Below are 25,956 nucleotides of genomic sequence, written 5' to 3'. Positions count from 1 at the left end.
ACATGCTGTCGAACGATGAACTCGCGCTGCTGGAGGCGATCCGCGAGAGCGGGAGTCTGTCGCGCGCGGCCGCCCGGCTGGGCAAGGCGCCCTCGACCGTCTCTCATGCAGCCCGGCAGCTCGAGGAGAGATTCGACGCCCTGCTTTTCGACCGCCGGCGCTACCGCCTGCAGCTCACGCCCGCGGGACAGCTGCTCGCGCAGGAAGCGGCCCGGCTGGCGCTCGATGTCTCGCGGCTCTCGCAGCGTGTGCGGCAGGTCGCCAGCGGCTGGGAGGACCGCCTCTGGATCGTGACCGACGAGGTCATCGAGTTCGAGACGCTCCTCCCGGTCATCGCCGCCTTCGATGCGCTCGAGTCCGGCGTGCCGCTGCGTGTGACGCACGAAGTGCTCCGCGGCACCTGGGAAGCGCTGCGCGACGGCCGCGCCGATCTGGTGGTCGGCGCGACCAACGAACCGCCGGCCTACCAGGGCGTGCGCTGGTTCGAGCTCGGCGTCATGGAATGGGTCTTCGCGGTGTCGCCGCGTCATCCGCTTGCCAAGGCGAAGGAGCCGCTCGGCCGCGACCTGATCGCGAGCCACCGCGCGGTCGTCGTGGCCGACAGCTCGCGCGCCACCGGCGGCAGCGCCTACGGCGTCCAGGGCGGGCAGGCCACGCTGGCGGTGCCGACGATGCGCGCCAAGATCCTCGCGCAGCGCGAGGCCCTGGGCGTCGGCTGGCTGCCGCGGCAGCGCGCCGCCTCGCTGCTCGCGCGCGGCGAACTGGTCGAGAAGAAGACCGCCAATCCGCGCGAGCCCAACACGCTCTATGTCGCCTGGCGCGGCGAGCAGGAGGGTCAGGAGGGCCGCGCCCTCCAGTGGTGGCTCGACCAGCTGCGGCAGCCCCGGCTTGCGAAGCGGCTGGTGCAGGGACTGGACCCGTTCGCGCGCTGAGTCCCGCAGTCAGGGCTTCGGTGCGTCCGGCTTGTGCTGCATGGCCTGCATGACCTGCATGAACGGTCCGATGACGTCCACGGGCAGCGGAAACACGATGGTCGAGTTCTTGTCGGCCGCGATCACCGTGAGCGTCTCGAGGTAGCGCAGCTGCAGCGCCTGCGGGTGTCGCCCCAGGATCTCAGCCGCCTCGGCGAGCTTGACGGAAGCCTGCAGCTCGCCTTCGGCATGGATCACCTTCGCGCGCCGCTCGCGCTCCGCTTCCGCCTGCCGGGCGATCGCGCGGATCATGGTCTCGTTGAGGTCGACGTGCTTGATCTCGACGTTGGTGACCTTGATGCCCCACTGGAAGGTCTGCGCCTCCAGGGTCTTCTGGATGTCGAGGTTGAGCCGCTCGCGCTCGGCGAGCAGGCCGTCCAGGTCGTGCTTGCCGAGCACCGCGCGCAGCGTGGTCTGCGCGAGCTGGCTGGTGGCTTCGAAGTACTTCTCGACCTGGATGATCGCCTTCTCGGGATCGATCACCCGGAAGTACAGCACCGCGTTCACCTTGACCGAAACGTTGTCGCGGGTGATGAGATCCTGGCTCGGGATGTCGAGCACCATCACGCGCAGCCCCACCCGCACCATCTGCTGGATGCCTGGGATGAGGATCACGAGCCCCGGCCCCTTGACCTTCCAGAACCGGCCGAGCTGGAACACCACGCCGCGTTCGTACTCGCGCAGGATGCGCAGCGAGGCGGCGGCCAGCATGGCCAGCAGCACGACGAAGAAGGCGACGAGCACGAGGCTGAAGTTGATGAACATGGTGGTTGCCTCGCTTCAGGCCCCGGCGGGGCTTTGCTGTCCTTCTTCGTCGGTCACCTGCAGTGCGAGGCCCTGGACCTGTGTGACGCGGATGCGCCGTCCGGGCCGCAGGGCATCGGAGCCGCGCACCTTCCAATAGTCGCCCTGGATCTGTGCCCAGCCTTCGCCGTCGGCGAACTCGACCAGCTCGCCGGTCGCGCCGACCAGCGTCGAGACGCCGACCGCCAGTGGCCGTCGTCGCGATTTCGCCGCAACCCCGCCGACGACGAGGATGAATGCGGCCGATCCCGCCGCCAGCAGCCCGATGAGCCATAGCGGCACGCCGAAGCCCGGCGCCTCGTTGTCGATCAGCAGCACGGCGCCGATGCAGAAGGCCACCACGCCGCCGACGCCGAGCACGCCGAAGGTCGGCAGGAAGGCCTCGGCGATCAGGAACGCCACGCCGAGGAAGATGAGCCCCAGCCCCGCATAGTTGACCGGCAGCATCTGCAGCCCGAAAAGCGCGAGCATCAGGCTGATCGCGCCCGCCACGCCGGGCAGCACGAAGCCGGGGTTCGAGAACTCGAACAACAGGCCGTAGACCCCGATCATCAGGAGGATGAGCGCCAGGCTCGGCTCGGTGATCACCGACAGCAGCCGGGTACGCCAGTCCGCATCGATGACCAGCAACTCGGCGCGCTGCGTGGCGAGCTTCACCTTGCCGTTGATGGTGCGCACCTCGCGTCCGTTGGCCTGCATCAGCAGGTCCGACACATCGCGCGCCACGAAGTCGACGACGTTCTTCTCCTTCGCCTCCTGCGCCGACAGGCTCACGGATTCGCGCACCGCCTTTTCTCCCCACTCCGCGTTGCGTTCGCGCAGCTGCGCGAGGCTGCGAATGTAGGCGGAGGCATCGGAAAGGCGCTTGGCGGTCATCGCGTCGCCCTCGGGCTCGCCCTTGCCCGACGACTCGGGCTTGGGGGCCGGCCCGGCCGGATTCGGCATGCCGATCGCGACCGGTGTCGCCGCGCCGAGATTGGAAGCCGGCGCCATGGCCGCGATGTGGCTCGCGTAGAGGATGTAGGTGCCGGCACTCGCGGCGCGCGCCCCGTTGGGTGCGACGAAGGTCGCCACCGGGACGGGCGATGCGAGGATGTCCTTGATGATGCTGCGCATCGAGGCATCGAGCCCGCCGGGCGTGTCGATCTGGATCACCGCGAGGCGCGCATCCGCCTTGTCCGCCTGCTTGAGTCCGCGCCGGATGTAGTCGACGGACGCGGGGCCGATGGCGCCATCGAGTTCCATCAGCACCACCGTCCCGGGCTTCGCGGCGGCGGCCGGCGCGGCGGGCACGGCTTGGGCATCGGCCGCTCCTGCCGCGAAGGCGGAGAGGACCAGTCCCGTCAACCATGCTCTGGCGGACCTCATCGTTTCATTCTAGGGAGCGGGAGGGACGCTGTCACATGGCATCGCAGCAGAGCAAACGAGAGAAACACCCTGAACGCGAGATGCGTATGCCCGGCGCCGCGTTGACACCCGCAAGGCGCCGGAATTGAATTCAGCCCCGATGATTCATCCCGGGAGCATCGACATGCGCAAGACAGCTTTGGCAGCAGCGGTGTGCGTCGCCCTTCTGAATCTGCCCGCCTGGCCCGCGGGTGGTGGCGGCGGCGGAGGTGGGGGTGGCGGAACCGTCGAAACGAAGCCCGTCGACCCCAACTACGCTGCGGCCCAGGCCGCCATCAAGGCTGAGCAGTGGAAGGAAGCCATTGGCCGCCTCACGCTGGTGATCCAGGTCGACCCGAACAATGCCGATGCGTGGAACCTGCTCGGTTTCTCTTACCGGCACATCGGCGACATGGACAACTCCTTCAAGCACTACGAGCGCGCCCTGCAGATCAACCCGAAGCATCGCGACGCCCACGAATACATCGGCGAGGCCTACCTGCAGGTGGGCCGCGTGGCGGATGCCGAGGTGCACCTCAAGGCGCTGGACAAGCTGTGCTGGCTGCCCTGCGAGCAGTACACCGAACTCAAGGAAAAGATCGCCGACTACAAGAAGAAATGACCCCCCGGCCTCGCCCACTTCGTGTGGCTCGGGCACCCCCCGCCGGGGGGCACAGCCAGCGGCCCGGCGAAGCCGGTTCCGCGGCAGTCCACGAGCGGGCGTGCGCTGCGCGCCGCCAAGAATGCATGCTGGGCCGGCGCAGCCAGGCCCGTTGGTGAAGCACCGCGGAACCGGCTCCGCCGGGCCGCCGGTGCTGCCCCCGGTCGGGGGTGGAGAGCGACACGAAGTGCGCGAGCCTGGGGGTGAGTTCAGTCAATGCTGATGTTCGCGGTCTTCGCGACTTCGGCCCACTTCACGCGATTGGCGTGAACCGTCTGCCTGAACTGCGCCGGCGACTCGATGCGGATCGTGTTGCCCTGGCTCTCGAACTTCTCGCGGATGTCGGGCTGCTCCAGCACCGACTGGATCGCCGCGTTGAGCCTCTCGACGATGCGCGGATCGGTGCCCTTGGGCGCGAACACGCCGAACCAGATCGAACTGTCGAAGCCCTTGGTGCCCGGAATGCCGCTCGACGCGATGGTCGGCACTTCCCTGACCGCCGCCACCGGCGTCGCGGTCGTCACGCCCAAGAGGCGCACCTTGCCCGCCTTGTACTGCGGCAGCACCGTCTGGACCTGGTTCATGATGCAGCAGGTCTCGCCGCGCACGACGGAGGTGATGGCTTCCGGGCCGCCCTTGTAAGGCACGTGCACCATGTCGAGCCCGAGGCGCGAATTGAACTCCGCGAAGGCCATGTGCGTGCCGGCGCCGTTGCCGGTGGAGGCGTAGTTGTACTTGCCGGGGTTCGCCTTCACCACGTCGACGAATTCCTTGAGCGTCTTCACGTTGATCACGTCGGGGTTGATCGTGAGCACGTTCGACACATCGAGCACCGGCGCGACCGGCACGAAGTCGGCTTCCACGTCGAAGGGCAGCTTCTTGTAGAGCGCCGCATTGCTGCCGTGCGTCGCCGCGGTGCCGAAGGAGAGCGTGTAGCCGTCGGGCTTGGCGTGCGCGACGTATTCGCTGGCGATGTTGCCGGCCGCGCCGGCGCGGTAGTCGATCACCACCGGCTGTCCGAGCTTGCGCTGCAACGGCTCCTGGATCGTGCGCGCGACCACGTCGACGCCCGAGCCGGCCGGGAAGCCCATGATCAACGTGATCGGCTGATGCGGCCAGTCGGACTGGGCGAAGGCGGCCGGCGCCACCGCGGAGGCCGCCAGCGCGGCGAGCACGAGGAGTCGGCAGATGCGGCCGGAAGATGGAGCGGTCATGGGCGTTCTTTCGATCGGGTCAACGGCAGGATTGTGGCGCGTCGCTCATGCCCGATCCGTTCGGAGCTTATGCACCGGCAAGCGCTGCGGGGCGCGCCGGCGGGCTTCTCCCGATAATCCCTGGATCATGGTACGACCCACCCAACTGCTCCATCCGCAGCGCGAACCGGCGCGCCCCTATTCCGCTGCGACCGTGCTCCTGCTGCGCGACACGCCCGAAGGCGTCGAAGTGCTCATGACGCGCCGATCGGCCAACGCCAGCTTCGCACCGGGCGCGTACGTCTTCCCGGGCGGCCGCATCGACGAGGGCGACGCGACCGCACGTGCCATTGCCACGCGCCGCGGCACGCAGAGCGACGAGCAGCTCACGCAGGCCATCGCCGCGATTCGAGAAAGCTTCGAGGAACTGGGCGTGCTGCTGGCCCACCACCCGGATGGACGGCCGGTGACCGCCGATGAATTCGCCACCATGGACCGCAGCACCGCCGCGACCACGGTCGCCTTCGCCGAGCAGTGCGCGCAGCGCGGCCTGCGGCTGTCCACCGACCAGGTCTTCACGCTCGCGCACTGGATCACCGATCGCGATCTGCCCAAGCGCTTCGACGTGCCCTTCCTCGTGGCGCGCATGCCCGAAGGCCAGACGCCGAGCGCCGACGAAGCCGAGCAGTTCGAGCCGTGCTGGGTGCGACCCGCCGATGCACTGGCACGCCACGAGGCCGGCACCTTCTTCATGATCTTCCCGACGCTGCGCACACTGGAGCGGCTCGCCGCCTACGAGTCGGTGGATGCGTTGCTCGATGCCTGCGGGAACCGCGAGGGCGGCGAAGGTCCGCTGTGGACCAGTTGCCCGCGTGCCGGCCTGCTTCGCGGGAAGGACGCGCGCTTCATGGAACACGAGTCGGCTTTCGGCGAACTCGCGCTGGTGAGCCCAGACGGCCAGATCGTGCACACGCTCGACTGGCAGTGCGACAAGCCCGTGCCGCTGCTGAAGAACGTGCGGCGCCTGACGGCGCCCAACCCTGGCGCGATGACCGGCCCCGGCACCAACAGCTACATCGTGGGTGATGCGTCCACCGGCTACCTCGTGATCGATCCTGGCCCGAACGACGCCGGGCACATCGACCGGCTCTGGCGCGCGACCGGCGGCGACATCCGCGTGATCGTCTGCACGCATTCGCACGCCGATCATTCGCCCGGCGCCGCGCCGCTGCAGCGGCTGTGCAAGACGCCCCCGCCGATCCTCGGACTGGCGTCGGCGTGGACTGCGCGATCGTCCGCGCGCTTCACGCCCGACCGCGAACTGGTGGATGGCGAACGGGTCGTCCTCGGCTCGGGAACGCACACGCACACCCTGCGCGCGGTCCACACGCCGGGCCACGCGGCCAACCACCTGTGCCTGGTGCTGGAGGAAGACGGCCTGCTCTTCTCCGGCGACCATGTGCTCAACGGCAGCACCACAGTCATCGACCCACCCGACGGCAACATGAACGCCTACCTCGACTCCCTCGACAAGCTCGACGCAGCTTGCGAGCAGGGCGGCATCGACTTCATCCTGCCCGCGCACGGCTATGTGCTCGGCCATGCGCGCGCGGCGCTCGCGCATCTCAAAGCGCACCGGCTCAAGCGCGAAGCCAAGATCGCGGCCGCGATGCGCAAGCTGCCCGAAGGCACGCCGGAAGACTGGCTGCCGCTCGCCTACGACGACGTGCCGCAGCGCATGTGGCCGGTGGCGGCACGTTCGCTGGCGGCGCACGTCGAGCGCATCCGCCAGGTCTCGCAGGCATGAGGTTCGTGCGATGACCGACGCGGAAGAAGGCATCCGTCTCGCCAAGCGCGTGGCGGCGCTCGCCGGTTGCTCGCGACGCGAGGCCGAATTGCTGATCGAGAACGGCGCAGTCCGCGTCGACGGCGAACCCTCCCTGGTGCCGCAGATGCGCGTGCTGCCGCACCAGCGCGTGGAGATCGAACCCGGCGCGCGTCCCCAGCCGGTGGTGTCGGTCACCCTGCTGCTGCACAAGCCCGCCGGCATGCCGACAGACAACGCGCATCGGCTGCTCGTGCCTGCGAACCACCACGATCCCGAACGTGCCGGCCTGCGCTTCCTGCCGCGCCACGTCGCCGGACAGCGCTGCATGACGCCGCTCGAGACCGGCGCCAGCGGCCTGATCGTCTTCACGCAGGAATGGCGCATCGAGCGCAGATTGCAGGAGGACGCCGCCATCATCGAGCACGAGATCATGGTGGATGTGGAAGGCGCGATCGGCCCCGAGACCCTCGCGCACTTCGACCGCTCGCCCGCGCGCGTGAGCGTCGGCCAGCGCGGCGAGGGCCACACCGGCCTGCGCTTCGCGATCAAGGGCCCGCGCCCCGGGCAGATCGCCAACCTGTGCACCCAGGCCGGGCTGCGCATCCTGTCGATGAAGCGTATCCGGATCGGGCGCATACCTCTGGCGGGGCTGCTCCCCAGCCAGTGGCGCTATCTCTTGCCGCACGAGCGTTTCTGACAAATCTGGTGCTCGGCGCAAATTCGGTTGAATACAATGATTCAAAACGTTCAGGGAGAACATCATTGGCCGAAGCAGCGTCAATTGCGGCCGCGCGCGTGCCATCCGTCAGCGATGGCCGGGTGGAGCACATCGACTCAGGCTCGATCGAGCTTCTGCGTCGGGTTTCAGCACCTGCGCAGCCGAACCTTCAACACGAAGCGGAGCAATGCATCGCCGCATTGAAGATCGCATTGGCCCGGACCACACCGGGCAATCCTGCGATCCAGGGCTGGCGCTCCTATTCGCAATGCGATGAAGACGGGATCATTGGCGAGTGTCTCCAGCGCATTGCGAACGCCACTCCGCTCTCGCGCACGTTCATCGAAATCGGCTGTTCCGACGGCCTCGAAAACAATACGCACCAACTGGCTCTGGAAGGCTTCGCCGGGTTCTGGGTCGATGGCGACGCAGCGAAGATCAAGTTCATCGAGTCACAGCTCGGAAGCCTCCAGACTCCGATGCTGCACGTCCTCCATGCATTCCTGACGCTCGACTCCATCGACAACGTCGTCCGGGATGCCAAAGCCTTTCTCGGCACCGATGAAGTCGATTTCCTTTCGCTCGACATCGACGGCAACGACACGCATTTGACGCGGGCCGCGCTCGAATGGGTGCGGCCCAAGCTGCTGTGCGTCGAATACAACGCGAAGTTCCCACCACCGTGCCGTCTCGAAATGGACTACGACCCCGACCACCGCTGGTCGGGCGATGACTATTTCGGCGCATCCCTCGAGACCTGGGTGGATGGCCTGGAAGGCTATCGGCTGGTCAGCTGCGGGCTGAGCGGAGTCAACGCCTTCTTTGTCCGGCAGGATCTCGCCCATTGCTTTCCAGTCCATACGGCGCGAACGCTGTATCAACCCCCGCGATATTGGCTCGCCGGGCATGGAAGCGGACATCGCAGCAGCCTCCGCTGGCTGAAGAGCGCAGTAATACGGCAGTGCGTCGAACGTCCCTGGATCATCGAAGCCCGCGCGCCGAATCTCCCGCACTTTCAATTCGAGATTCACCGCAAGCCGGACCAATACATCTCCGGTGACCTGGCGCGCGACCATGTCTGGGAGCCATTCGAGACCGAGGTATTTCGGCGGCTCTGCAGTCCCGGTGACTTCGTGCTGGACATTGGCGCCAACATTGGCTGGTACTCGGTCGTCGCCTCGAAGCTGATCGGCGAACGCGGACGTCTCATGTGCTTCGAACCGGATCCGCTCAACCATGCGCTGCTTCGCCGCAACGTCGGGCGCAACGCGGTGGCTCCTCTTGCCGAACTGCGCTGCGAAGCGGTCGGCGAAACCAATGGAACCGCACGGCTCTACCTTTCAGACACGAATCTCGGCGACCATCGGGTCTTCGACGACGGCACATCGCGCTCGTTCGTCGATGTCCCTATCGGCAGTCTCGACACCGTTCTCGGTGGAGAACAGCGTCTTCCCGACATCGTCAAGTCGGATACGCAAGGCTCGGAAGCGCGGATGCTCTCGGGAGCGCGCCAGCTCCTCGATGCCGGCTGGCGGCCCGTGATGCTGCTCGAGTTCTGGCCTTTTGGCCTTCAGCATTCCGGCGATGGACCCCATGCGGTTCCGGATCGGCTCGAGCAGTTGGGCTATCTGATGTACGAGGTCTCGGAGGCCCATCCGAGACTGGTCACGCTCACCCGTCGGCGCCTGCAGGCGCGACTTTCCTCCGACATTGATCCTGCGTCTGGCGGCTTCATCAACATCCTCGCGATTCCCGGCGACAGCCCGCGCCACGTACGGATCGCCGACCTCATCGACTGATCGAACCTCGAGAGACCGATCGCCTATCGGTCGCCCCGCGAGCGCCGTGTCACCGGCCGCACGTGCGGGCTCTGCACCAGATTTCGACTATCCGCTGCGCCACCACCGGCGCAGCATTGCAACTCAGGGAGAAGTAAATGCCAACAGCCTCGTCATACCATTCAACGACAGCCCGCATCCGATCGGTTGCCCCGTGCGCGCATGCGTCGGGAGCGCAACCGTGAGCGACATCGCCGCACAAGGCTTGAAGCCTCGCCTGCGACGCACGATCCGCCGCATCGGTAGCTGGCCGTTGGTGGGGCGGTTCGCCCGGATCGGCGTGGCAATCATCCGGGGCCCGCAGCTACTGGATGCCCGCGCGCAACTGACGGAGGCGCAGGTGCACCTGGCCGATTCACACGCGCAGCTGCGCGAGCGGCAGGCGCAACTGCTTGCGGACAACGAGCGCTTTACGGCCTTCTTCCATCACGAGTTCCCCAAGATTCTCGAATCACTGTCCGAGATCAATCACCGCCAATCCAGGATTGCCGCGGAACAGGAATCCCTCGCGCAATCGGTTCCTGTGGCCCTGCGCGCCATTCGACGAGACATCCATCATCAGAGCATCGAACTCGGGCAACGGATTGCCAGCACTGAAGAAATCAACGGGAGGCAGGACCAAAAAGTCTCGGAGTTGTCAAACGCAACCGGCTATCTGTTCGGGCGCGTCGAGTTCGTTCGACGTGAACTGCTGTACGAGCTTCGCTATGGCGCCTCGATGGAGCACCGCGCAGGCGAAAGACTCCAAGCAACCACCCAGATACTGGCCCCGGAAAAGCTGAAGGATGCGAGGGAAAAGGGCCTCAGGCTCAATCTCGGATGCGGACATGTACCGCTCGATGGATACCTCAACGTCGATCGGCGCGCACTCCCGGGCGTGGATCTCGTCGCGGAGATCGACGACCTGCCATTCCAGGACAGGGAAATCGCGGAAATCCACTCCGCTCACGTCCTCGAGCACTTTCCACAAGAACAACTACGTCGATCGCTGTTGCCCTATTGGCATCGCCTGCTCCGGGCGGGCGGAATGCTGCGCGCCGTGGTGCCGGACGCAGAGGCCATGATGGAGCACTACTCGCGCGGCGAATACCCATACCAGTCGCTTCGAGAAGTCACCTTTGGCGGTCAAGACTATGAGGGCGATTTTCACTTCAACATGTTCACGCCGGCATCCCTGACCGAACTGATGCAAGAAGCGGGCTTCATGAATGTGCGCATCGTTGAAAGCGGGCGCCGGAACGGTGATTGCTACGAATTCGAGATCGTGGCGACGAAGCAGACGGATTCGCCATGAGTTCACCGCAGATCGGGGCATCCCCGCACCGTCCCTCGGTGTCGATTGTCATCAACACCCTGGACCGAGCCTCCAGCCTGCAGGCCACTTTGGAGAGCTTTCGCTGGCTACGCTACACCGGAGCGTTCGAAGTCATCGTCGTCAACGGACCCTCGACGGACCATTCCGAGCAAGTCATCGAGCAATGGAGCGGGTCCATAAGAACTGCGCGCTGCCCCGTCGCCAACCTGTCCGTATCCAGAAACATAGGGATCTGCATGGCGCGCGGTCAAATCGTCGCATTCATCGACGATGACGCGATACCCGAACCAGAGTGGCTCGATCAGTTGGCGTCGGCCTACGACAACCCGATGGTCGGCGCCGCTGGCGGCTTTGTGTTCGACCATACCGGCTACTCGTTCCAGTATCGCTACTGTCTGGTCGACCGGTTCGGCAATGCCGACCTGACGCCTTCCGGCGCAACGCCCGACCTCTGCTTTCCCAAGAGCTACCGCTTCCCGCATCTTCTCGGCGCCAACTCTTCGTTCCGAACCCAGGCCCTCCTTGAAATCGGCGGATTCGACGAAGAGTACGAGTATTTCCTCGACGAGACGGACGTCTGCCTGCGCATCGTGGATGCGGGCTACCTGATCGCGCAGTTGCCCAATGCCTATGTTCATCACAAATTCGCATCCAGCAATCTGAGAGGCGTCAACCGTGTTGTGCGCAATCGCTACCCGATCATCAAGAACAAGGTCTATTTCTCGCTCAAGCATGGGCGGGAGTTTCATTCCATGGATCGGGTGCTCAAGGAGCAGGCTGACTTCGTCCAACGCCAACGCGACGAAATGACGTGGGCCGCGTCCGATGGTCTGATATCGCAAAGCGAACACGAAGCTTTCCAGAACGACATCGATCTTGCGCTCACCGTGGGCCTGCAACGGGGCCTTGAAGGCGCCAAGCCCGACATGATGCTCACGGCTGCGAAGCGTCTGCAATGGGCGGGCGATTTCCATCGGTTCCATCCCCTGCGCGAGACGGACTCGTCCACCCTCGTTCTGATCTCCAAGGACTTTCCGCCGGGTCACAGTGGCGGGATTGCGACGTTTACCAAGGATCTCGCCGAGGCCTACGCCGCACGCGGGAACACCGTGCACGTCATCACGCAAAGTTCGGACATCAACCGCGTCGACTTCGAGAATGGCGTCTGGATTCATCGTCTCGTTCCGAGGCAAATGGAGCGCCCTCCGGCTGCGGTCACGCTGCGATTGCCACAACACATCTGGAATTGGTCGGCGGTGGCACATGAGGAGACGGCCCGCATCGCCAGTCACCGCCGCGTTGATGTCGTGGAAGCGCCCATCTGGGATTGCGAAGGGATAGCCTTCCTGCTGGATCGTCGCTGGGCGCTCACAACCAGCCTTCAGACGACACTTCATTTTTGGCTCGAATCTCATCCCGAACGCAGAAATGACGCGGACTGGATGACAGCATTCGGGACGCCCATGCTTCGTGCGGAGCGAGCGTTGATGATCGGATCCGACGCCGTGCGATCCATCAGCAACGCGATTCGATGCGACATCGAGGCGGCATACGACATGCGCTTCCGGCCAGAGACGCTCAGGGTGCTTCCCTTGGGCCTCTTATCTGAGACACACAGCGCAGAAGCGCCGACGGATGGGGTCTGCACGGTGCTTTTCGTAGGCCGCCTCGAACACCGAAAGGGCATCGATGTCCTCCTGCAGGCAATCCCCCGAGTCCTGGAACGCGCGCCCGATGTGCGATTCCGGATCCTGGGCGACAACACGATCACGGATCCGCACGGCTACAACCCTTCGCAGGAATTCGAGAAGAGTGACGAGGGCCGGCGATGGAAGGGAAAGGTCGTCTTCGAAGGCCGCGTGACTGACGAGCAGTTGCGCACCGCCTACGCCGGTTGCCATATCTTCGTCGCCCCGAGCCGGTTCGAATCTTTCGGATTGGTGTTTCTCGAAGCGATGCGCGAGGCGAAGCCCGTCATTGGATGCGCCGTCGGCGGCATGCCGGAAATCATCCGACATCAGCAAACCGGACTCTTGGTCAAGCCCGGAAATGCGGATGAACTGATCGCGGCATTGCTCGAACTCATTCGATCACCTGAGTCCAGGGATCGATTGGGGAAAGCCGGACGTCACGTCTTCGAGGAACGATTCACCGCCGCGCGCATGGCAGAGGGCAGTGTCGAGTTGTACCGGTTGGCGCAAGCAAACTTCCGGAAACCCAGCGAATGAAGATCTCCTACATCAACGGCGTGTGTGTCCATCATGACGCTATCTCCAATGCCATTCGCGACGAACTCGGATTCCTGAATGATGCAGGCTACAGGGACGTACATCTCTATACGCATGCCTGCGACTATTCGGACCTGCCGCACAGCTGCGTCGAGCGGACTTCAAACATCGCGCTGAGTCCTCATTTTCAAGCCAGCGACATCGTCGTCTTTCATTTTGGCGTCTACTACCCGCTGTTCGACCTGCTTCCAGCTGCCCCCAAGGGCTCGAAGCGGATCGTCGTCTTCCACAACGTCACACCGAAGGAACTTGTTCCTTCCCGTGACCACTGGCTGATCGAGAAGTCCTTCGTCCAGTTGGACAACATCCGGTGGGCCGATCGTGTGGTCTGCGACAGCACCAGCAATCTGCAGGTCCTCGAAGGGCGCGGCATCAGGACGGACGCGGTGGTGGTGCCGCTGGCAATAACGTCTGCGCTGGCCGCGCCTGAAACCAAACCCAGCTTCGACGATGATCAGATCCGAATCGCTTTTGTCGGCCGCTTCACGCGCGCCAAGGGACCGCAGGATCTTCTCCGCGCCATGGAGTGCGTCCTGCGGCGAGAACAACGTTGTTCCGCTTTGGCAGGACGGGTCCGGCTCGATCTCATCGGCAACCTCCAGTTTTCGGACGCATCGCTGCTTGCTCAGCTGGATCACGACATCAGACGACTGCGCGAATCGTTTCCGCAGCTCGAAATCCATCTGCAGGGAAATGCATCGGATCAGCTCAAGCATTCGATCCTCGCGTCCGCGGACATGTTTGTCCTGCCCACCTACCATGAAGGTTTTTGCGTTCCCATCATTGAGGCCATCGCGAGCGGCTGCAGCGTCGTCGCCTACGGGAACTCGAACGTGCCGGCCATCACCGGCGGCTTGGCTCGACTTGTAGCGACGGCTGACATCGATGCATTGGCCGGCGCGGTGGTATCCGGCATGGCGCAGGTTCGCTCCCATGACTGGCGCCAGGGCGAAGCATCGGGCTATCGCCGCTACCTGCAAGGCGCGAGGGCGCACGTGGCGCAGTTCGCCCCACCGGTCGTGGCGCGCAGATTCCTCGACGCGCTGTCGTTGGCATGAGATGGGTTGAAAATAGTGTGAAGCACGCCTGTAAGCCGGATTCTGTGCACTGAAGCTCTTGCGAACCCCAGCGTGACCGCCATTACTCTGGGCCGTTTGTCGCCAAACGGCTCGGTGCCACCTACCCGCCAGCTCTGCGGAACCACATCGACGCTGGCCTACTTGGTGTTGCTGCGCGCAGAGATTGCCCGTTTCACCCGACCGGGGTTGCCCCTGGCCGACTCGTCTCTGTTGCTCTGATCCTCACCTCGCGGTGGAGAGCCGTTAGCTCCTGCGCTGTCCTGTGCAGTCCGGACGTTCCTCCAGTGCGCTCTTTCGAGACATGCACCAGCGGCGGTCCGGCGTGCTTCACGCGGCGATTATCGCCACAATGGCGCTCCCGTTCACTCACAAGTCCATCGGTCACCGCTTTCGCACACTCGCCAAATCAGGAATGCCGTGGAACCGGCTTCGCCGGGCCACTGGCATTGCCCCCGGCAGGGGGTTGGCGAAGCGACACGAAGTGCGCGCAGCCTGGGGGCGAGCAACAACATGAAAGCAGACAACATCCTTCAGACCATCGGCAACACGCCGCACATCCGCATCCAGCGACTGTTCGGCAACGCGACGCAGCAGGTCTGGATCAAGTCCGAGCGCGCCAACCCCGGCGGCTCGATCAAGGATCGCATCGCGCTCTCGATGGTCGAAGACGCCGAGCGCTCCGGCGCGCTCAAGCCCGGCGGCACGATCGTCGAGCCGACCTCGGGCAACACCGGCATCGGCCTGGCGATGGTCGCGGCGGTCAAGGGCTACAAGCTCGTTCTGGTGATGCCCGACAGCATGTCGGTCGAACGGCGCCGCCTCATGCTGGCCTACGGCGCGACCTTCGACCTCACGCCGCGCGAGAAAGGCATGAAGGGCTCCATCGCCCGCGCCGAGGAGATCGTCGCCGGCACGCCCGGCGCCTGGATGCCGCAGCAGTTCGACAACCCGGCCAATGTGGCGGTGCACGAGCGCACCACGGCCGAGGAGATCGCGGCCGACTTCCCCCAGGGCGTCGACGTGCTGATCACCGGCGTGGGCACCGGCGGCCACATCACCGGCTGCGCGCGGATCCTCAAGAAGAAGTGGCCGAAGCTCAAGGTGTTCGCGGTCGAGCCGGTGGCCTCGCCGGTGATTTCCGGCGGCCAGCCGTCGCCGCACCCGATCCAGGGCATCGGCGCAGGATTCATTCCGAGGAACCTCGACACATCGCTGCTCGACGGCGTGATCCAGGTGGACGCCGAACCGGCGCGCGAGATGGCGCGGCGCTGCGCGCGGGAAGAAGGCATCCTGGTCGGCATCTCGTCGGGTGCCACGCTGACCGCCATTGCGCAGAAACTGCCCTCGCTGCCGCCCGATGCAGTGGTGCTCGGCTTCAACTACGACACGGGCGAGCGCTATCTTTCCGTCGACGGATTCCTGCCCGCGTAGCCAGACCACCCCCAGCCTCGCCCACTTCGTGTGGCTCTGCACCCCCTCAAGGGGACGCACCCCTGCGGCCCGGCGAAGCCGGTTCCGCGGGTGCCCGCGAAGGGGCTTCGCTGTGCTTGCCTGGGTCCGCCTATATTCGGAGCTTGCTTGATGAATACGAGCCCGCACGATGCTCCGACTATCCGAACTCAAACTCCCTCTCGACCATGACGAAGCGGCGCTGCGCCACGCCGTCGACTCCCTGCTGGGCACGCCGCCCGGCGCGGTAACGGAAATCAAGGTCTACAAGCGCAGCTTCGATGCGCGCAAGGCGCAGCTGCTGCAGGTCTATATCGTCGACGTGACGCTCGCGGACCCGACGCTCGAAGCACAGTTGCTCGCCAAGCTCGCCGAGAACCCCCGCGTGGCGCCGACGCCCGACATGGCATGGCACCCGCCGGCCCAGGCCCCCGCCGGGCTCGCACTGCGCCCGGTGGTGGTCGGCTTCGGCCCCTGCGGCATCTTCGCCGCGCTCGCACTCGCGCAGATGGGCTTCAGGCCGATCGTGCTGGAGCGCGGCAAGACGGTGCGCGAGCGCACCAAGGACACCTGGGGTCTCTGGCGCAAGAGCGTGCTGAACCCGGAGTCCAACGTGCAGTTCGGCGAAGGCGGCGCCGGCACCTTCTCCGACGGCAAGCTCTACAGCCAGATCAAGGACCCGCGCTTCCTCGGCCGCAAGGTGATGGAGGAGTTCGTCAAGGCCGGCGCGCCGCCGGAAATCCTCTACGTGGCGCACCCGCACATCGGCACCTTCAAGCTGGTGAAGGTGGTCGAGAACATCCGCGAGCAGATCATCGAACTGGGCGGCGAGATCCGCTTCGAGCAGCGCGTGACCGACGTGCTGCTCGAGGACGGCCCGGGCGGCAAGCACCTGCGCGGCCTGACGGTGCTCGACCAGCGCACCGGCCAGACCAGCGAGCTGCGCGCCGACCAGGTGGTGATGGCGCTCGGCCACAGTTCGCGCGACACCTTCGCGATGCTGCACGAGCGCGGCGTCGACATCGAGGCCAAGCCCTTCTCGATCGGCTTCCGCGTGGAGCATCCGCAGGGCCTGATCGACCGCGCACGCTGGGGCCGGCATGCCGGACATCCGTTGCTGGGCGCGGCCGACTACAAGCTGGTCCATCACGCGAGCAACGGCCGCTCGGTTTACAGCTTCTGCATGTGCCCGGGCGGCACCGTCGTCGCGGCGACCAGCGAGCCGGGGCGTGTCGTGACCAACGGCATGAGCCAGTACTCGCGCAACGAGCGCAATGCCAACGCCGGCATCGTGGTCGGCATCGAGCCGAGCGACTATCCGGGTTGGGAGGAAGGCCGCACCGGTTCGCCGCTCGCGGGCATCGAGCTGCAGAGGTCGCTGGAATCGAATGCCTACGTGCTCGGCGGCAGCAATTACCGCGCGCCGGGCCAACTGGTGGGTGACTTCGTCGCGGGCAAGCCATCGACGGCACTCGGCAGCGTCGAGCCGTCGTACAAGCCCGGGGTGACGCTCGGCGATCTGCATGCCGCGCTGCCCGCTTACGCGATCGAAGCGATGCGCGAAGCCTTCCCGGCCTTCGGCCGCAAGATCAAGGACTTCGACCTGCACGACGCCGTGCTGACCGGCGTCGAGACGCGCACCTCGTCGCCGATCCGCATCGGGCGCGGCGAGGACTTCCAGAGCCTCAACGTTCGAGGCCTCTATCCGGCCGGCGAAGGCGCCGGCTATGCGGGCGGGATTCTGTCGGCGGGCGTCGATGGTCTCAAGGTGGCCGAAGCGGTCGCGACGAGCATCGCCGCGCAACCCGCCTGAACAAAAAAAGCCGCCCGAAGGCGGCTTTGACTTTGCCCTGCGGCCCCTTTTTCGATCAGGCCTGCTGCGAAGCCTGAAGCGCAGCGATGCGTTGTTCGATCGGCGGGTGCGTGGCGAACAGGCTGCCCAGCTTGCCGGTGATGCCCATCGCCTCGACCGACTTCGGCAGTTCGCCCGGAGGCAGGCCACCCAGGCGAGCGAGCGCGTTCACCATCGGCTGCTTGCGACCCATGAGTTGCGCCGAGCCCGCGTCGGCACGGTACTCGCGCTGACGCGAGAACCAGGCGACGACGATCGCGGCGGCGAAGCCGAGCACGATGTCGAGCACGAGCGTGGTCACCATGTAGCCGATGCCGGGGCCCGAGGAACGGTCGTCGCCGCGGCGCAGGAAGCTGTCGACCGCATAGCCGATCACGCGCGAGAGGAACACGACGAAGGTGTTCATCACGCCCTGGATCAGCGTCATCGTGACCATGTCCCCGTTGGCGACGTGCGCGATTTCGTGGCCGATCACGGCTTCGACTTCCTCGCGGGTCATGTTCTGCAGCAGACCGGTCGAGACAGCGACCAGCGCCGAGTTCTTGAATGCACCGGTGGCGAAGGCATTGGGTTCGCCTTCGAAGATGCCGACTTCGGGCATGCCGATGCCGGCCTTGTCGGCGAACTTCTTGACCGTCTGCACGATCCAGGCTTCGTCGGGCGACTGCGGGTCGTTGATGATGTGAACGCCCGCCGACCACTTGGCCATCGGCTTGCTGATCAGGAGCGAGATGATCGCGCCGCCGAAGCCCATGACGAGCGCGAAGCCGAGCAGCGCGCCCAGGTTCAGGCCGTTGGCGGTCAGGAAGCGGTTGACGCCGAGCAGGCTCGCGACGACGCCGAGCACCGCCACGACCAGGACGTTGGTCAGCACGAACAGAAGGATGCGTTTCAAGTTGATTTCTCCGTGAGGCGAACGTGGCGCAGATGGGGGCCGGACCGGCCCGCTTCAAGCTGCGCCGCCGTCGCAGGGACTGGGGGTTGGACTTCGTTCTGCGCCCCTGCGTGGACGAAAGATTTCCGAATCATCATAGAAGGAAAAGTTCTCGTTTTGAACGCACCAGCCTGGCACACCGAGCACCGGCAGCGGGGTGAAAGGCTTGGTCGCCAGATGCGCAGGATGGAGCGAGGCGGCAATGGTCGCATCGTCCAAGGCGTGCGAATCCATTTCCCCCGCCGCGATGAGGACATGGGCGGTGGCGGCCTTGCGCGGCGCGGTCAGCTTCTCCAGCAGGGCATGGCCGAAGACGAGCAGTCGCGCGTCACGCCACAGCGATCGTTGCGTGACGAAGAGGCCTCGCCAGTCCCGGGCGCGCAAGGCATGCCACAACGGCTCGGGCGCATCGAGCACGGCGCCGTTCTCGTCGAACAGCGTCAGCGCATCGCGCACTCGGCCGCGCGTGGCGCCGATGCCGTCGCGCGCGATCTCGGCCGCCTGCAGTTCGTTCAGGCGCCGCTTGGTTTCGGGGAAATGCAGCCACATCAACCCATTGAAGAAGTCGTGCAGGTTGTCGCGCGTGGGGACGCATGCGGTTCGATGGATGAAGGCCTCATAAGCCTCGCCCGGCCGCGCGCTGTCACCGGGCACGAACCGCAGCGGGCCCGAAACCAACGCGATGGATGCGGATTCACCCGAGAGCGCCTCACTGACGCTGGCGCCGCGAAACACTTTCTCCGCGACACGCGTAGCGCGCGACGCGTAAGGCGCCAGCCACGGCGTGCCGATGTCGAAGCTCCAGACGTCGCTGGATGCGCTCACGAGCGAACGGGGCCGACGTACTGCACCTTGTTGGGCGTCTTTTCGGGTGTCAGCAGGAACAGTTCGGGATGCTTCTTGAACAGCTTGGGCGAGCTCGCGCTCTTGCCGAGCAGCTTTGCGGCGCGCAGGCGTTCGGCGGCCAGGTTGAGTTCGACCTTGTTGCCCGTCGCCAGCTCCGTCACCGCGTCGAGGATGCGGACCACATCGTCGGGCAACGCAGGCACGCTCGGCGCGGCCGCCGGCGCTGCCTTGGCGCGCCGGGTGGTGCGCTTCTTGGCCGGCGAGGCCTTCGGCGCCTGGTGATGCAGCAGATCGACGAAGCTGTCGTAGATGGCCACGGTCTCGTCGCCCGTCTTGCCCTGCTGGCCGATGCCGCACACGCGGCAGCCTTTTTCGCGCAGGCGGATCACGAGCGGCGCGAAGTCCGAATCCGACGACACCAGCACCACCACATCCGGCCGCTCGGCGATGACGAGGTCCATGGCGTCGACCGCCATCGCGATGTCGGTGCTGTTCTTGCCGGCGGAGAGGTTGACCATCGGCCGCACCGACAACCGCTTGAAGAGCGCTTGCTGCTTGAGCGCCGTCTCCGCGTTGCAGTAGGCGCGCCGCACGTGGATGTTGCCGTGCTCGGTCATCGTGCGCTGCACGGCCTGCTCGATCACATCGGCGGATACGTTGTCGGCATCGATCAGCAGCGCCACGCGCGGCGAAGCGTTCATGCCATTCTCCAGCCGACGGTTTCGCCGCCGCGCAGCGGCTTCAGCGTGGCGTCGCCGTAGGGCACGGTCTCGGGCACGGTCCAGCTTTCGCGGCGCAGGGTCACGGTGCCCTTGTTGCGCGGCAGGCCGTAGAAGTCGGCGCCATGGAAGCTCGCGAAGCCTTCCAGTTTGTCGAGCGCGCCGGCCTTGTCGAAGGCTTCGGCATACAGCTCGAGCGCGGTGAGTCCGGTGTAGCAGCCTGCGCAGCCGAGCGCATGCTCCTTGAGGTGTGCGGGATGCGGGGCGCTGTCGGTGCCGAGGAAGAACCGGTCGCTGCCGCTGGTCGCCACCTCGACCAGCGCCACGCGATGCGTCTCGCGCTTGAGCACCGGCAGGCAGTAGTAGTGCGGCCGGATGCCGCCGGTGAAGATCGCGTTGCGGTTGTAGAGCAGATGGTGCGCGGTGATGGTCGCGGCGGTGAAGCGGCTCGCGTCGCGCACGTAGTGCGCGCCTTCCATCGTCGTGAGGTGCTCGAACACCACCTTGAGTTCCGGGAAGTCGCGGCGCAGCGGAATCATCACGCGGTCGATGAACACCGCCTCGCGATCGAAGAGATCGACCGCCGGATCGGTCACCTCGCCGTGCACCAGCAGCAGCAGGCCGTGCTTCTGCATGGCTTCGAGCGTCGGATAGGTCTTGCGGATGTCGGTCACGCCGGCATCGCTGTTGGTGGTGGCGCCGGCCGGATAGAGCTTGAGGGCGCGCACGCCGGCGTCGGCGGCGCGCTGGATTTCGTCGGGCGGCAGGTTGTCGGTGAGATAGAGCGACATCACCGGCTCGAAATCCGTGCCGGCGGGCACTGCGGCGCGGATACGTTCGCGGTAGGCCACGGCCTGCTCGGCGGTGGTCACCGGCGGGCGCAGGTTCGGCATGATCAGCGCGCGGCCGAACTGGCGCGCGGAATGGGGGACCACGGCTTCGAGCGCGACGCCATCGCGCACATGCAGGTGCCAGTCGTCGGGGCGGGTGATGGTGAGGGTGTCGGCGGGGCTGTTCATGGGGCCGGATTGTCCCATCGCGCCGCCGCGGCGCCCGAAACGAATGTTCAGTCGTTCGACGTGAACACGCGGCTGAGCACCGAGCGACGCCGGGGCGCGGGCGCGGCCGCGATCTGCGCCGCCTTGAACTGTGCGTAGGCGGCGCGCTCCGCGTGCAGCACGGCTTCGAGCGCTTCGAGGCTGGGGCGGTCGTAGGCCCACATGCCGCTGACCGCAAAATGCGCTTCCTTGCCGGGCAACGGCTTCGGCGCGACCTGGACGTTGCGCACGCCGATGCTCTGCAGCAGGTCCGCGCGGGCTTGCGCCAGATAGGCCTGGCGGCCTTCGAAGCCGTCGATGTCGCGGCCCAGCATGATCTCGATGGCGCTGATCGCCTCGTAACTGGTCGCCACGAAGTTCACCACTTCGGCGATGACGAGCTTCGCGATGCGCCTGGCCAGAAAGTCCGCCTGGTTGGTGGCCTCGAAATCGCCCAGCAGGATCTCGTCGCCCGTCGCTGCAAGCACGACCGTTCGTACGATTCCCACACTGGCGTCACCGTCCAACACCTCGATCGGCGTGCCAAGCACGTACGAATCCGACCCAGGGCTCCTCATCGTCAGGTTTTCGAAGCTCATCCCTCCGATGCTACTGGAGCGGCGCCCCGCACCCGGGCGAGGATGAAATCGATGAAGGTCCGGGTGGCGCGCGTGTGCTGTCGGTTGGGCATGTAGAGCATGTACATCTGGGTGCCGAAGATGCTGAGCCGCCAGTCGTCGAGCGTGGTCAGCACATCGCCGCGCCGCACGTCGTCGTTCATCAGGTAGTCCGGAACCAGCCCAATGCCGAGCCCTGCGAGGATCGCCTGCCGCAGGAAGAGGAAGTTCTCCGAGATCAGCGTCGGCTCCAGCACCACTTCGCGGCGCTCCTCGCCCTGGTAGGCGGCAACGCGCAATTGGCGCCCGATGACCGCCGCGGTGACCACCGGCGCGGACTGCAGCTGGTCGAGCTGCATTGGCAGGCCGTGCTGCGCGGCGTACTCGCGCGACGCGCAGGCGACGTAGCGCACCGGGCCGAGATCGCGCGCGACGAGGTTCTGCGGCGGCTCCGGAATCACGCGGATCGCGATATCGACTTCGTCACGCAGCAGGTCCTCGATGCGGTTCTCGAACAGCACGTCGAGCACGATGCCCGGGTATTGGCGCTTGAAGTCGATCAGCCATTCGGACATCACGATCTGCCCGTAGCCGCTCGGAACGCTCAGGCGGACCCGGCCGAGCAGGCTCTGCCCCAGAGTGGTGACCGACTCGCGAGCGGCGGCGAGTTCGCTCTGGATCGCGAGCCCGTGCTGGTACAGCCGCAGCCCGATCTCGGTCGGCTCCGCACGGCGCGTGGTGCGGCGCACGAGCTGCGCGCCGACCGAGCGTTCGAGCTGGTTCAGGTGGTAGCTCACGTTCGCGCGGGTCATCTTGAGCCGGCGCGCGGCCTCGCTGAGGTTGCCGGCGTCCAGGATTTCGACGAGGAGAGTGAGCGATTGCAGATCCATGCAAGCCCGATTTTGTCAAAAATACTTTGACAGTCTGTCAATCGCCAATGCAATTGTCAAAGGCCGTCGCGGGGCCAAGAATCCGAGGTTCACCCTCAAGGAACCGTTCTGGTTCACGCCCACGGAGACACACAGCATGGCTTCCCCCGCTTCTTCCACGCCCTCTTCCGCGTCTTCTCCCGTCAGCTTCCGCCGCGATGGCGACGTGTTCGTCGTCACCATCGACAACCCGCCGGTCAACGCGCTCGGCGTCGACGTCCGCCGCGGCATCGTCGCCGCCATCGAAGCGGCGGAGGCCGACGCGAACGCGGCCGCCGTGCTGATCGTGGGCGCGGGCCGCAACTTCATCGCCGGCGCCGACATCCGCGAATTCGGCAAGACGCCGCAGCCGCCCTCGCTGCCCGAGGTCTGCAAGCGCATCGAGGACTGCAACAAGCCGGTGGTGGCCGCGATCCACGGCGCGGCGCTCGGCGGCGGGCTGGAGATCGCCCTGTCCGCCCACTACCGCCTCGCGGCGCCCTCGGCCAAGCTGGGGCTGCCTGAAGTGGCGCTCGGCCTGATCCCGGGCTCCGGCGGCACGCAGCGCACGCCGCGCCTGATCGGCGTGAAGCCGGCGATCGAGCTGATGCTGAGCGGCCGGCACGCGGGCGCGAAGGAGGCTCTGTCCCTCGGGCTCGTCGACCGTCTCGGCGAAGCCGCCGATGCCACCGCCGAAGGTCTCGCCTACGCCAAGGAACTGATCGCCGCCAAGGCCCCGGTGCGCCGCACGCGCGACGCGCAGGCGCTCGCCGATGCTGCCGCCAGCCGCGCCGCCCTCGACGCCGCGCGCGCCGACACCGCCAAGAAGAGCCGCGGCCTGTTCTCGCCGATGAAGATCGTCGAAGCGGTCGAGGCCGCGCTGACGCTGCCCTTCGACGAAGGCATGGCGCTCGAACGCAAGCTTTTCCTGCAATGCATCGAGAGCCCGCAGCGCGCCGGCCTCATCCACGCCTTCTTCGCCGAGCGCGAAGTGCTGAAGGCACCCGAGACCAAGGTCGCCAAGCCCCGTCCGCTCGATTCGGCCGGCATCGTCGGTGGCGGCACCATGGGCGCGGGCATCGCGGTGTCGATGCTCGACGCCGGCATCCCGGTCACCATGATCGAGCGCGACGATGCGCAGCTCGCGCGCGGCCGCGCCAATGTCGAGAAGGTCTACGACGGCCTGATCCAGAAGGGCCGCATGACACAGGAAGCCAAGGCCGCCGTGATGGCGCGCTTCACCGGCTCCACCTCGTACGACGCGCTCGCGAAGGTCGACATCGTGGTCGAGGCCGTGTTCGAGGAAATGGGCGTCAAGAAGGCGGTCTTCGCCGAGCTCGACCGCGTGTGCAAGCCCGGCGCGGTGATCGCCACCAACACCTCGTACCTCGACATCGACGAGATCGCCGCCAGCATCTCGCGCCCGCAGGAAGTGGTCGGCCTGCACTTCTTCTCGCCGGCCAACATCATGAAGCTGCTCGAGATCGTGGTGCCCGCCAAGGTCAGCGCCGACGTGGTCGCCACCGGCTTCGAGCTCGCCAAGAAGCTCAAGAAGGTGCCGGTGCGCGCCGGCGTGTGCGACGGCTTCATCGGCAACCGCATCCTCGCGGTCTACCGGCAGGCGGCCGACCACATGATGGAAGACGGCGCCTCGCCCTACCAGATCGACCAGGCGGTGCGCGACTTCGGCTACCCGATGGGCCCGTTCCAGGTGTCCGACCTCGCGGGCGGCGACATCGGCTGGGCGACGCGCAAGCGCAAGGCCGCCACGCGCGACCCGAAGGCGCGCTACGTGCAGGTGGCCGACCGCATCTGCGAGCGCGGCTGGTTCGGCCAGAAGACGCAGCGCGGCTACTACCTCTACCCCGAAGGCGCGCGCACCGGCCAGCCCGACCCCGAAGTGCTCGCGATCATCGACGCCGAGCGCCAGCGCGCCGGCATCACGCCGCGCCCCTTCACCGACGAGGAAATCATCCGCCGCTACATGGCCGCGATGATCAACGAAGGCGCGAACGTGGTGCACCAGCGCATCGCGCTGCGTCCGCTCGACGTGGACGTGACCTTCCTCTACGGCTACGGCTTTCCGCGCCATCGCGGCGGCCCGATGAAGTACGCCGACACCGTGGGCCTCGCCAAGGTGCTCGCCGACATCCGCGAATTCGAGAAGCAGGACCCGGTGTTCTGGAAGCCCTCGCCGCTGCTCGTCGAGCTGGTCGAGCGCGGCGCCGACTTCGCGAGCCTCAACCAGTCCGAGTAATCCCAGCATCCAAGGAGACACCACCATGCGCGAAGCCGTCATCGTTTCGACCGCCCGCACGCCGCTCACCAAGGCGCACCGCGGCGAATTCAACATCACGCCCGGCCCCACGCTGGCCGCCTTCGCGGTGAAGGCCGCGGTGGAGCGTTCGGGCATCGACCCCGCGCTGATCGAGGACGCGATCCTCGGTTGCGGCTACCCCGAAGGCACCACGGGCCGCAACATCGCGCGCCAGTCGATCATCCGCGCGGGCCTGCCGATCTCGATCGCCGGCACCACGGTGAACCGCTTCTGCGCCTCGGGCCTGCAGGCGATCGCGATGGCCGCGGGCCGCATCGTGGGGGAAGGCGTGCCGGCCATGATCGCGGGCGGCGTCGAGAGCATCTCGCAGATCCGCACCCGCAGCGCCACCGACAGCGGCGACAGCGGCATGGACCCGTGGATCGTGGAGCACAAGCCCGCGCTCTACATGGCGATGATCGAGACCGCCGACATCGTCGCCCAGCGCTACAACATCAGCCGCGAGGCGCAGGACCGCTTCTCCGCCGAAAGCCAGCGCAAGACCGAGGAAGCGCAGCTCGCCGGCCGCTACAAGGACGAGATCGTGGCGTGCACCACCACGATGGCCGTGACCGACAAGGAGACGAAGGAAGTCACCCACCGCGAAGTCACCGCCACCGAAGACAACTGCAACCGCCGCGGCACGACGTACGAAGCGCTCGCCAAGCTGAAGCCGGTGATGGGCGACGACAAGTTCGTCACCGCCGGCAACGCCTCGCAGCTGTCCGACGGCGCCTCGGCCTGCGTGCTGATGGAAGCGAAGGACGCCGAGCGCGCCAACCTCCAGCCGCTCGGCGCTTTCCGCGGGCTCGCAGTCGCCGGCTGCGAGCCGGACGAAATGGGCATCGGCCCGGTCTTCGCGGTGCCGAAGCTGCTCGCGCGCCACGGGCTGAAGGTTCAGGACATCGACCTGTGGGAACTCAACGAAGCCTTCGCTTCGCAATCGATCTACTGCCAGGAGAAGCTGGGGATTCCGTCGGAACGCCTCAACGTCGACGGCGGCGCGATCTCCATCGGCCATCCCTTCGGCATGACCGGCGCGCGCCTCGCGGGCCACGTGCTGATCGAAGGCAAGCGCCGCGGCGCGAAGTACGCGGTGGTCACGATGTGCATCGCCGGCGGCATGGGCGCCGCGGGCCTCTTTGAAATCTACTGACCCACCCCCAGGCTGCGCGCACTTCGTGTCGCTTCTCCAA

General features: G+C 66.3%; 21 protein-coding genes and 1 other RNA gene. 12 read left to right on the top strand and 10 right to left on the bottom strand.

All coding sequences use genetic code 11. The annotated features are described in order from the left end of the window. Window positions 1-2: 2 nt before the first annotated feature. Complete coding sequence (locus WKW77_RS20815) at window positions 3-932, top strand: LysR family transcriptional regulator (protein ID WP_340358785.1); 930 nt, start codon at window positions 3-5, stop codon at window positions 930-932. Between the two features lie 9 nt (window positions 933-941). On the opposite strand, the gene WKW77_RS20810 is transcribed toward WKW77_RS20815, so the two are convergent. Both WKW77_RS20810 and WKW77_RS20805 read right to left on the bottom strand, forming a co-directional pair. Continuing rightward, window positions 942-1,736 carry a slipin family protein gene (locus WKW77_RS20810; RefSeq protein ID WP_340358784.1) on the bottom strand — a complete coding sequence of 265 codons (795 nt, stop codon included), beginning with the start codon at window positions 1,734-1,736 and terminating at the stop codon, window positions 942-944. Between the two features lie 15 nt (window positions 1,737-1,751). After that, window positions 1,752-3,143: an NfeD family protein gene (locus tag WKW77_RS20805; RefSeq protein WP_340358783.1), complete on the bottom strand. Its 1,392-nt coding sequence runs from the start codon at window positions 3,141-3,143 to the stop codon at window positions 1,752-1,754. 163 nt (window positions 3,144-3,306) lie between these two features. On the opposite strand from WKW77_RS20805, the gene WKW77_RS20800 reads away from it, so the two are divergent. Then, complete coding sequence (locus WKW77_RS20800) at window positions 3,307-3,783, top strand: tetratricopeptide repeat protein (protein ID WP_340358782.1); 477 nt, start codon at window positions 3,307-3,309, stop codon at window positions 3,781-3,783. A gap of 248 nt (window positions 3,784-4,031) precedes the next feature. On the opposite strand, the gene WKW77_RS20795 is transcribed toward WKW77_RS20800, so the two are convergent. After that, window positions 4,032-5,036 (bottom strand): Bug family tripartite tricarboxylate transporter substrate binding protein, encoded by a 1,005-nt coding sequence (locus WKW77_RS20795; RefSeq protein ID WP_340358781.1) that lies wholly within the window; start codon window positions 5,034-5,036, stop codon window positions 4,032-4,034. A gap of 127 nt (window positions 5,037-5,163) precedes the next feature. Between WKW77_RS20795 and WKW77_RS20790 the strand changes: the two genes are divergently transcribed. From WKW77_RS20790 to WKW77_RS20765, 6 genes are all read left to right on the top strand, one after another. Continuing rightward, window positions 5,164-6,822: an MBL fold metallo-hydrolase gene (locus WKW77_RS20790; protein ID WP_340358780.1), complete on the top strand. Its 1,659-nt coding sequence runs from the start codon at window positions 5,164-5,166 to the stop codon at window positions 6,820-6,822. Window positions 6,823-6,832: 10 nt separating this feature from the next. Further along, complete coding sequence (locus WKW77_RS20785; RefSeq protein WP_340358779.1) at window positions 6,833-7,540, top strand: RNA pseudouridine synthase; 708 nt, start codon at window positions 6,833-6,835, stop codon at window positions 7,538-7,540. Between the two features lie 65 nt (window positions 7,541-7,605). After that, window positions 7,606-9,360 carry an FkbM family methyltransferase gene (locus WKW77_RS20780; RefSeq protein ID WP_340358778.1) on the top strand — a complete coding sequence of 585 codons (1,755 nt, stop codon included), beginning with the start codon at window positions 7,606-7,608 and terminating at the stop codon, window positions 9,358-9,360. A 220-nt stretch (window positions 9,361-9,580) separates the two neighbouring features. Beyond that, window positions 9,581-10,693, top strand: a complete 1,113-nt coding sequence (locus tag WKW77_RS20775) for a class I SAM-dependent methyltransferase (protein ID WP_340358777.1) — start codon at window positions 9,581-9,583, stop codon at window positions 10,691-10,693. Then, window positions 10,690-12,942, top strand: a complete 2,253-nt coding sequence (locus tag WKW77_RS20770; RefSeq protein ID WP_340358776.1) for a glycosyltransferase — start codon at window positions 10,690-10,692, stop codon at window positions 12,940-12,942. Before WKW77_RS20775 ends, WKW77_RS20770 begins: the two co-directional genes overlap by 4 nt. Beyond that, window positions 12,939-14,060 carry a glycosyltransferase family 4 protein gene (locus WKW77_RS20765; protein WP_340358775.1) on the top strand — a complete coding sequence of 374 codons (1,122 nt, stop codon included), beginning with the start codon at window positions 12,939-12,941 and terminating at the stop codon, window positions 14,058-14,060. Before WKW77_RS20770 ends, WKW77_RS20765 begins: the two co-directional genes overlap by 4 nt. Window positions 14,061-14,075: 15 nt before the next feature. Here the strand turns inward: WKW77_RS20765 and rnpB are convergent. Continuing rightward, window positions 14,076-14,410, bottom strand: an RNA gene (gene rnpB, locus WKW77_RS20760) — RNase P RNA component class A. Window positions 14,411-14,591: 181 nt separating this feature from the next. Here rnpB and cysK point away from each other — a divergent pair. Beyond that, window positions 14,592-15,512, top strand: a complete 921-nt coding sequence (gene cysK / locus WKW77_RS20755; protein WP_340358773.1) for a cysteine synthase A — start codon at window positions 14,592-14,594, stop codon at window positions 15,510-15,512. 169 nt (window positions 15,513-15,681) lie between these two features. After that, a complete protein-coding gene (locus WKW77_RS20750; protein ID WP_340358772.1) occupies window positions 15,682-17,343 on the top strand; it encodes an NAD(P)/FAD-dependent oxidoreductase in 1,662 nt (553 codons plus the stop codon). Between the two features lie 55 nt (window positions 17,344-17,398). On the opposite strand, the gene htpX is transcribed toward WKW77_RS20750, so the two are convergent. The 6 genes from htpX to WKW77_RS20720 form a co-directional block, all read right to left on the bottom strand. Then, window positions 17,399-18,277: a protease HtpX gene (gene htpX / locus WKW77_RS20745; RefSeq protein ID WP_340358771.1), complete on the bottom strand. Its 879-nt coding sequence runs from the start codon at window positions 18,275-18,277 to the stop codon at window positions 17,399-17,401. Between the two features lie 54 nt (window positions 18,278-18,331). Next, a complete protein-coding gene (locus WKW77_RS20740; protein ID WP_340358770.1) occupies window positions 18,332-19,141 on the bottom strand; it encodes a DUF3025 domain-containing protein in 810 nt (269 codons plus the stop codon). Continuing rightward, the gene (locus WKW77_RS20735) at window positions 19,138-19,863 is read right to left on the bottom strand and encodes an NYN domain-containing protein (RefSeq protein ID WP_340358769.1); all 726 of its coding nucleotides are present in this window, start codon (window positions 19,861-19,863) and stop codon (window positions 19,138-19,140) included. Before WKW77_RS20735 ends, WKW77_RS20740 begins: the two co-directional genes overlap by 4 nt. After that, window positions 19,860-20,900 (bottom strand): dihydroorotase, encoded by a 1,041-nt coding sequence (gene pyrC, locus WKW77_RS20730; RefSeq protein ID WP_340358768.1) that lies wholly within the window; start codon window positions 20,898-20,900, stop codon window positions 19,860-19,862. Before pyrC ends, WKW77_RS20735 begins: the two co-directional genes overlap by 4 nt. 47 nt (window positions 20,901-20,947) lie before the next feature. Next, entirely contained in the window at window positions 20,948-21,406 is a 459-nt protein-coding gene (locus WKW77_RS20725) for a hypothetical protein (protein WP_340358767.1), read from the bottom strand. A gap of 107 nt (window positions 21,407-21,513) precedes the next feature. Beyond that, window positions 21,514-22,425, bottom strand: a complete 912-nt coding sequence (locus WKW77_RS20720) for a LysR family transcriptional regulator (protein WP_340358766.1) — start codon at window positions 22,423-22,425, stop codon at window positions 21,514-21,516. Between the two features lie 136 nt (window positions 22,426-22,561). On the opposite strand from WKW77_RS20720, the gene WKW77_RS20715 reads away from it, so the two are divergent. Next, window positions 22,562-24,700: a 3-hydroxyacyl-CoA dehydrogenase NAD-binding domain-containing protein gene (locus WKW77_RS20715; protein WP_340358765.1), complete on the top strand. Its 2,139-nt coding sequence runs from the start codon at window positions 22,562-22,564 to the stop codon at window positions 24,698-24,700. Window positions 24,701-24,725: 25 nt separating this feature from the next. Beyond that, window positions 24,726-25,916: an acetyl-CoA C-acyltransferase gene (locus WKW77_RS20710; protein ID WP_340358764.1), complete on the top strand. Its 1,191-nt coding sequence runs from the start codon at window positions 24,726-24,728 to the stop codon at window positions 25,914-25,916. Window positions 25,917-25,956: the final 40 nt, after the last annotated feature.

The organism is Variovorax ureilyticus (genome assembly GCF_037889935.1).
Taxonomy (GTDB): domain Bacteria; phylum Pseudomonadota; class Gammaproteobacteria; order Burkholderiales; family Burkholderiaceae_C; genus Variovorax; species Variovorax ureilyticus.
The sequence above is the reverse complement of the archived record's forward strand: the minus strand, read 5'-3'. Positions and strand labels throughout refer to the sequence as shown.

Excerpts from the sequence above, each read along its gene's own strand:
- WKW77_RS20800 (WP_340358782.1), top strand. The coding sequence starts at position 3,307 with ATGCGCAAGACAGCTTTGGCAGCAGCGGTGTGCGTCGCCCTTCTGAAT.
- WKW77_RS20720 (WP_340358766.1), bottom strand. The coding sequence starts at position 22,425 with ATGGATCTGCAATCGCTCACTCTCCTCGTCGAAATCCTGGACGCCGGC.
- WKW77_RS20795 (WP_340358781.1), bottom strand. The coding sequence starts at position 5,036 with ATGACCGCTCCATCTTCCGGCCGCATCTGCCGACTCCTCGTGCTCGCC.
- WKW77_RS20765 (WP_340358775.1), top strand. The coding sequence starts at position 12,939 with ATGAAGATCTCCTACATCAACGGCGTGTGTGTCCATCATGACGCTATC.
- WKW77_RS20785 (WP_340358779.1), top strand. The coding sequence starts at position 6,833 with ATGACCGACGCGGAAGAAGGCATCCGTCTCGCCAAGCGCGTGGCGGCG.
- cysK (WP_340358773.1), top strand. The coding sequence starts at position 14,592 with ATGAAAGCAGACAACATCCTTCAGACCATCGGCAACACGCCGCACATC.
- WKW77_RS20710 (WP_340358764.1), top strand. The coding sequence starts at position 24,726 with ATGCGCGAAGCCGTCATCGTTTCGACCGCCCGCACGCCGCTCACCAAG.
- WKW77_RS20810 (WP_340358784.1), bottom strand. The coding sequence starts at position 1,736 with ATGTTCATCAACTTCAGCCTCGTGCTCGTCGCCTTCTTCGTCGTGCTG.
- WKW77_RS20735 (WP_340358769.1), bottom strand. The coding sequence starts at position 19,863 with ATGAACGCTTCGCCGCGCGTGGCGCTGCTGATCGATGCCGACAACGTA.
- WKW77_RS20805 (WP_340358783.1), bottom strand. The coding sequence starts at position 3,143 with ATGAGGTCCGCCAGAGCATGGTTGACGGGACTGGTCCTCTCCGCCTTC.
- WKW77_RS20715 (WP_340358765.1), top strand. The coding sequence starts at position 22,562 with ATGGCTTCCCCCGCTTCTTCCACGCCCTCTTCCGCGTCTTCTCCCGTC.
- WKW77_RS20750 (WP_340358772.1), top strand. The coding sequence starts at position 15,682 with ATGCTCCGACTATCCGAACTCAAACTCCCTCTCGACCATGACGAAGCG.
- WKW77_RS20770 (WP_340358776.1), top strand. The coding sequence starts at position 10,690 with ATGAGTTCACCGCAGATCGGGGCATCCCCGCACCGTCCCTCGGTGTCG.
- WKW77_RS20815 (WP_340358785.1), top strand. The coding sequence starts at position 3 with ATGCTGTCGAACGATGAACTCGCGCTGCTGGAGGCGATCCGCGAGAGC.
- pyrC (WP_340358768.1), bottom strand. The coding sequence starts at position 20,900 with ATGAACAGCCCCGCCGACACCCTCACCATCACCCGCCCCGACGACTGG.
- WKW77_RS20790 (WP_340358780.1), top strand. The coding sequence starts at position 5,164 with ATGGTACGACCCACCCAACTGCTCCATCCGCAGCGCGAACCGGCGCGC.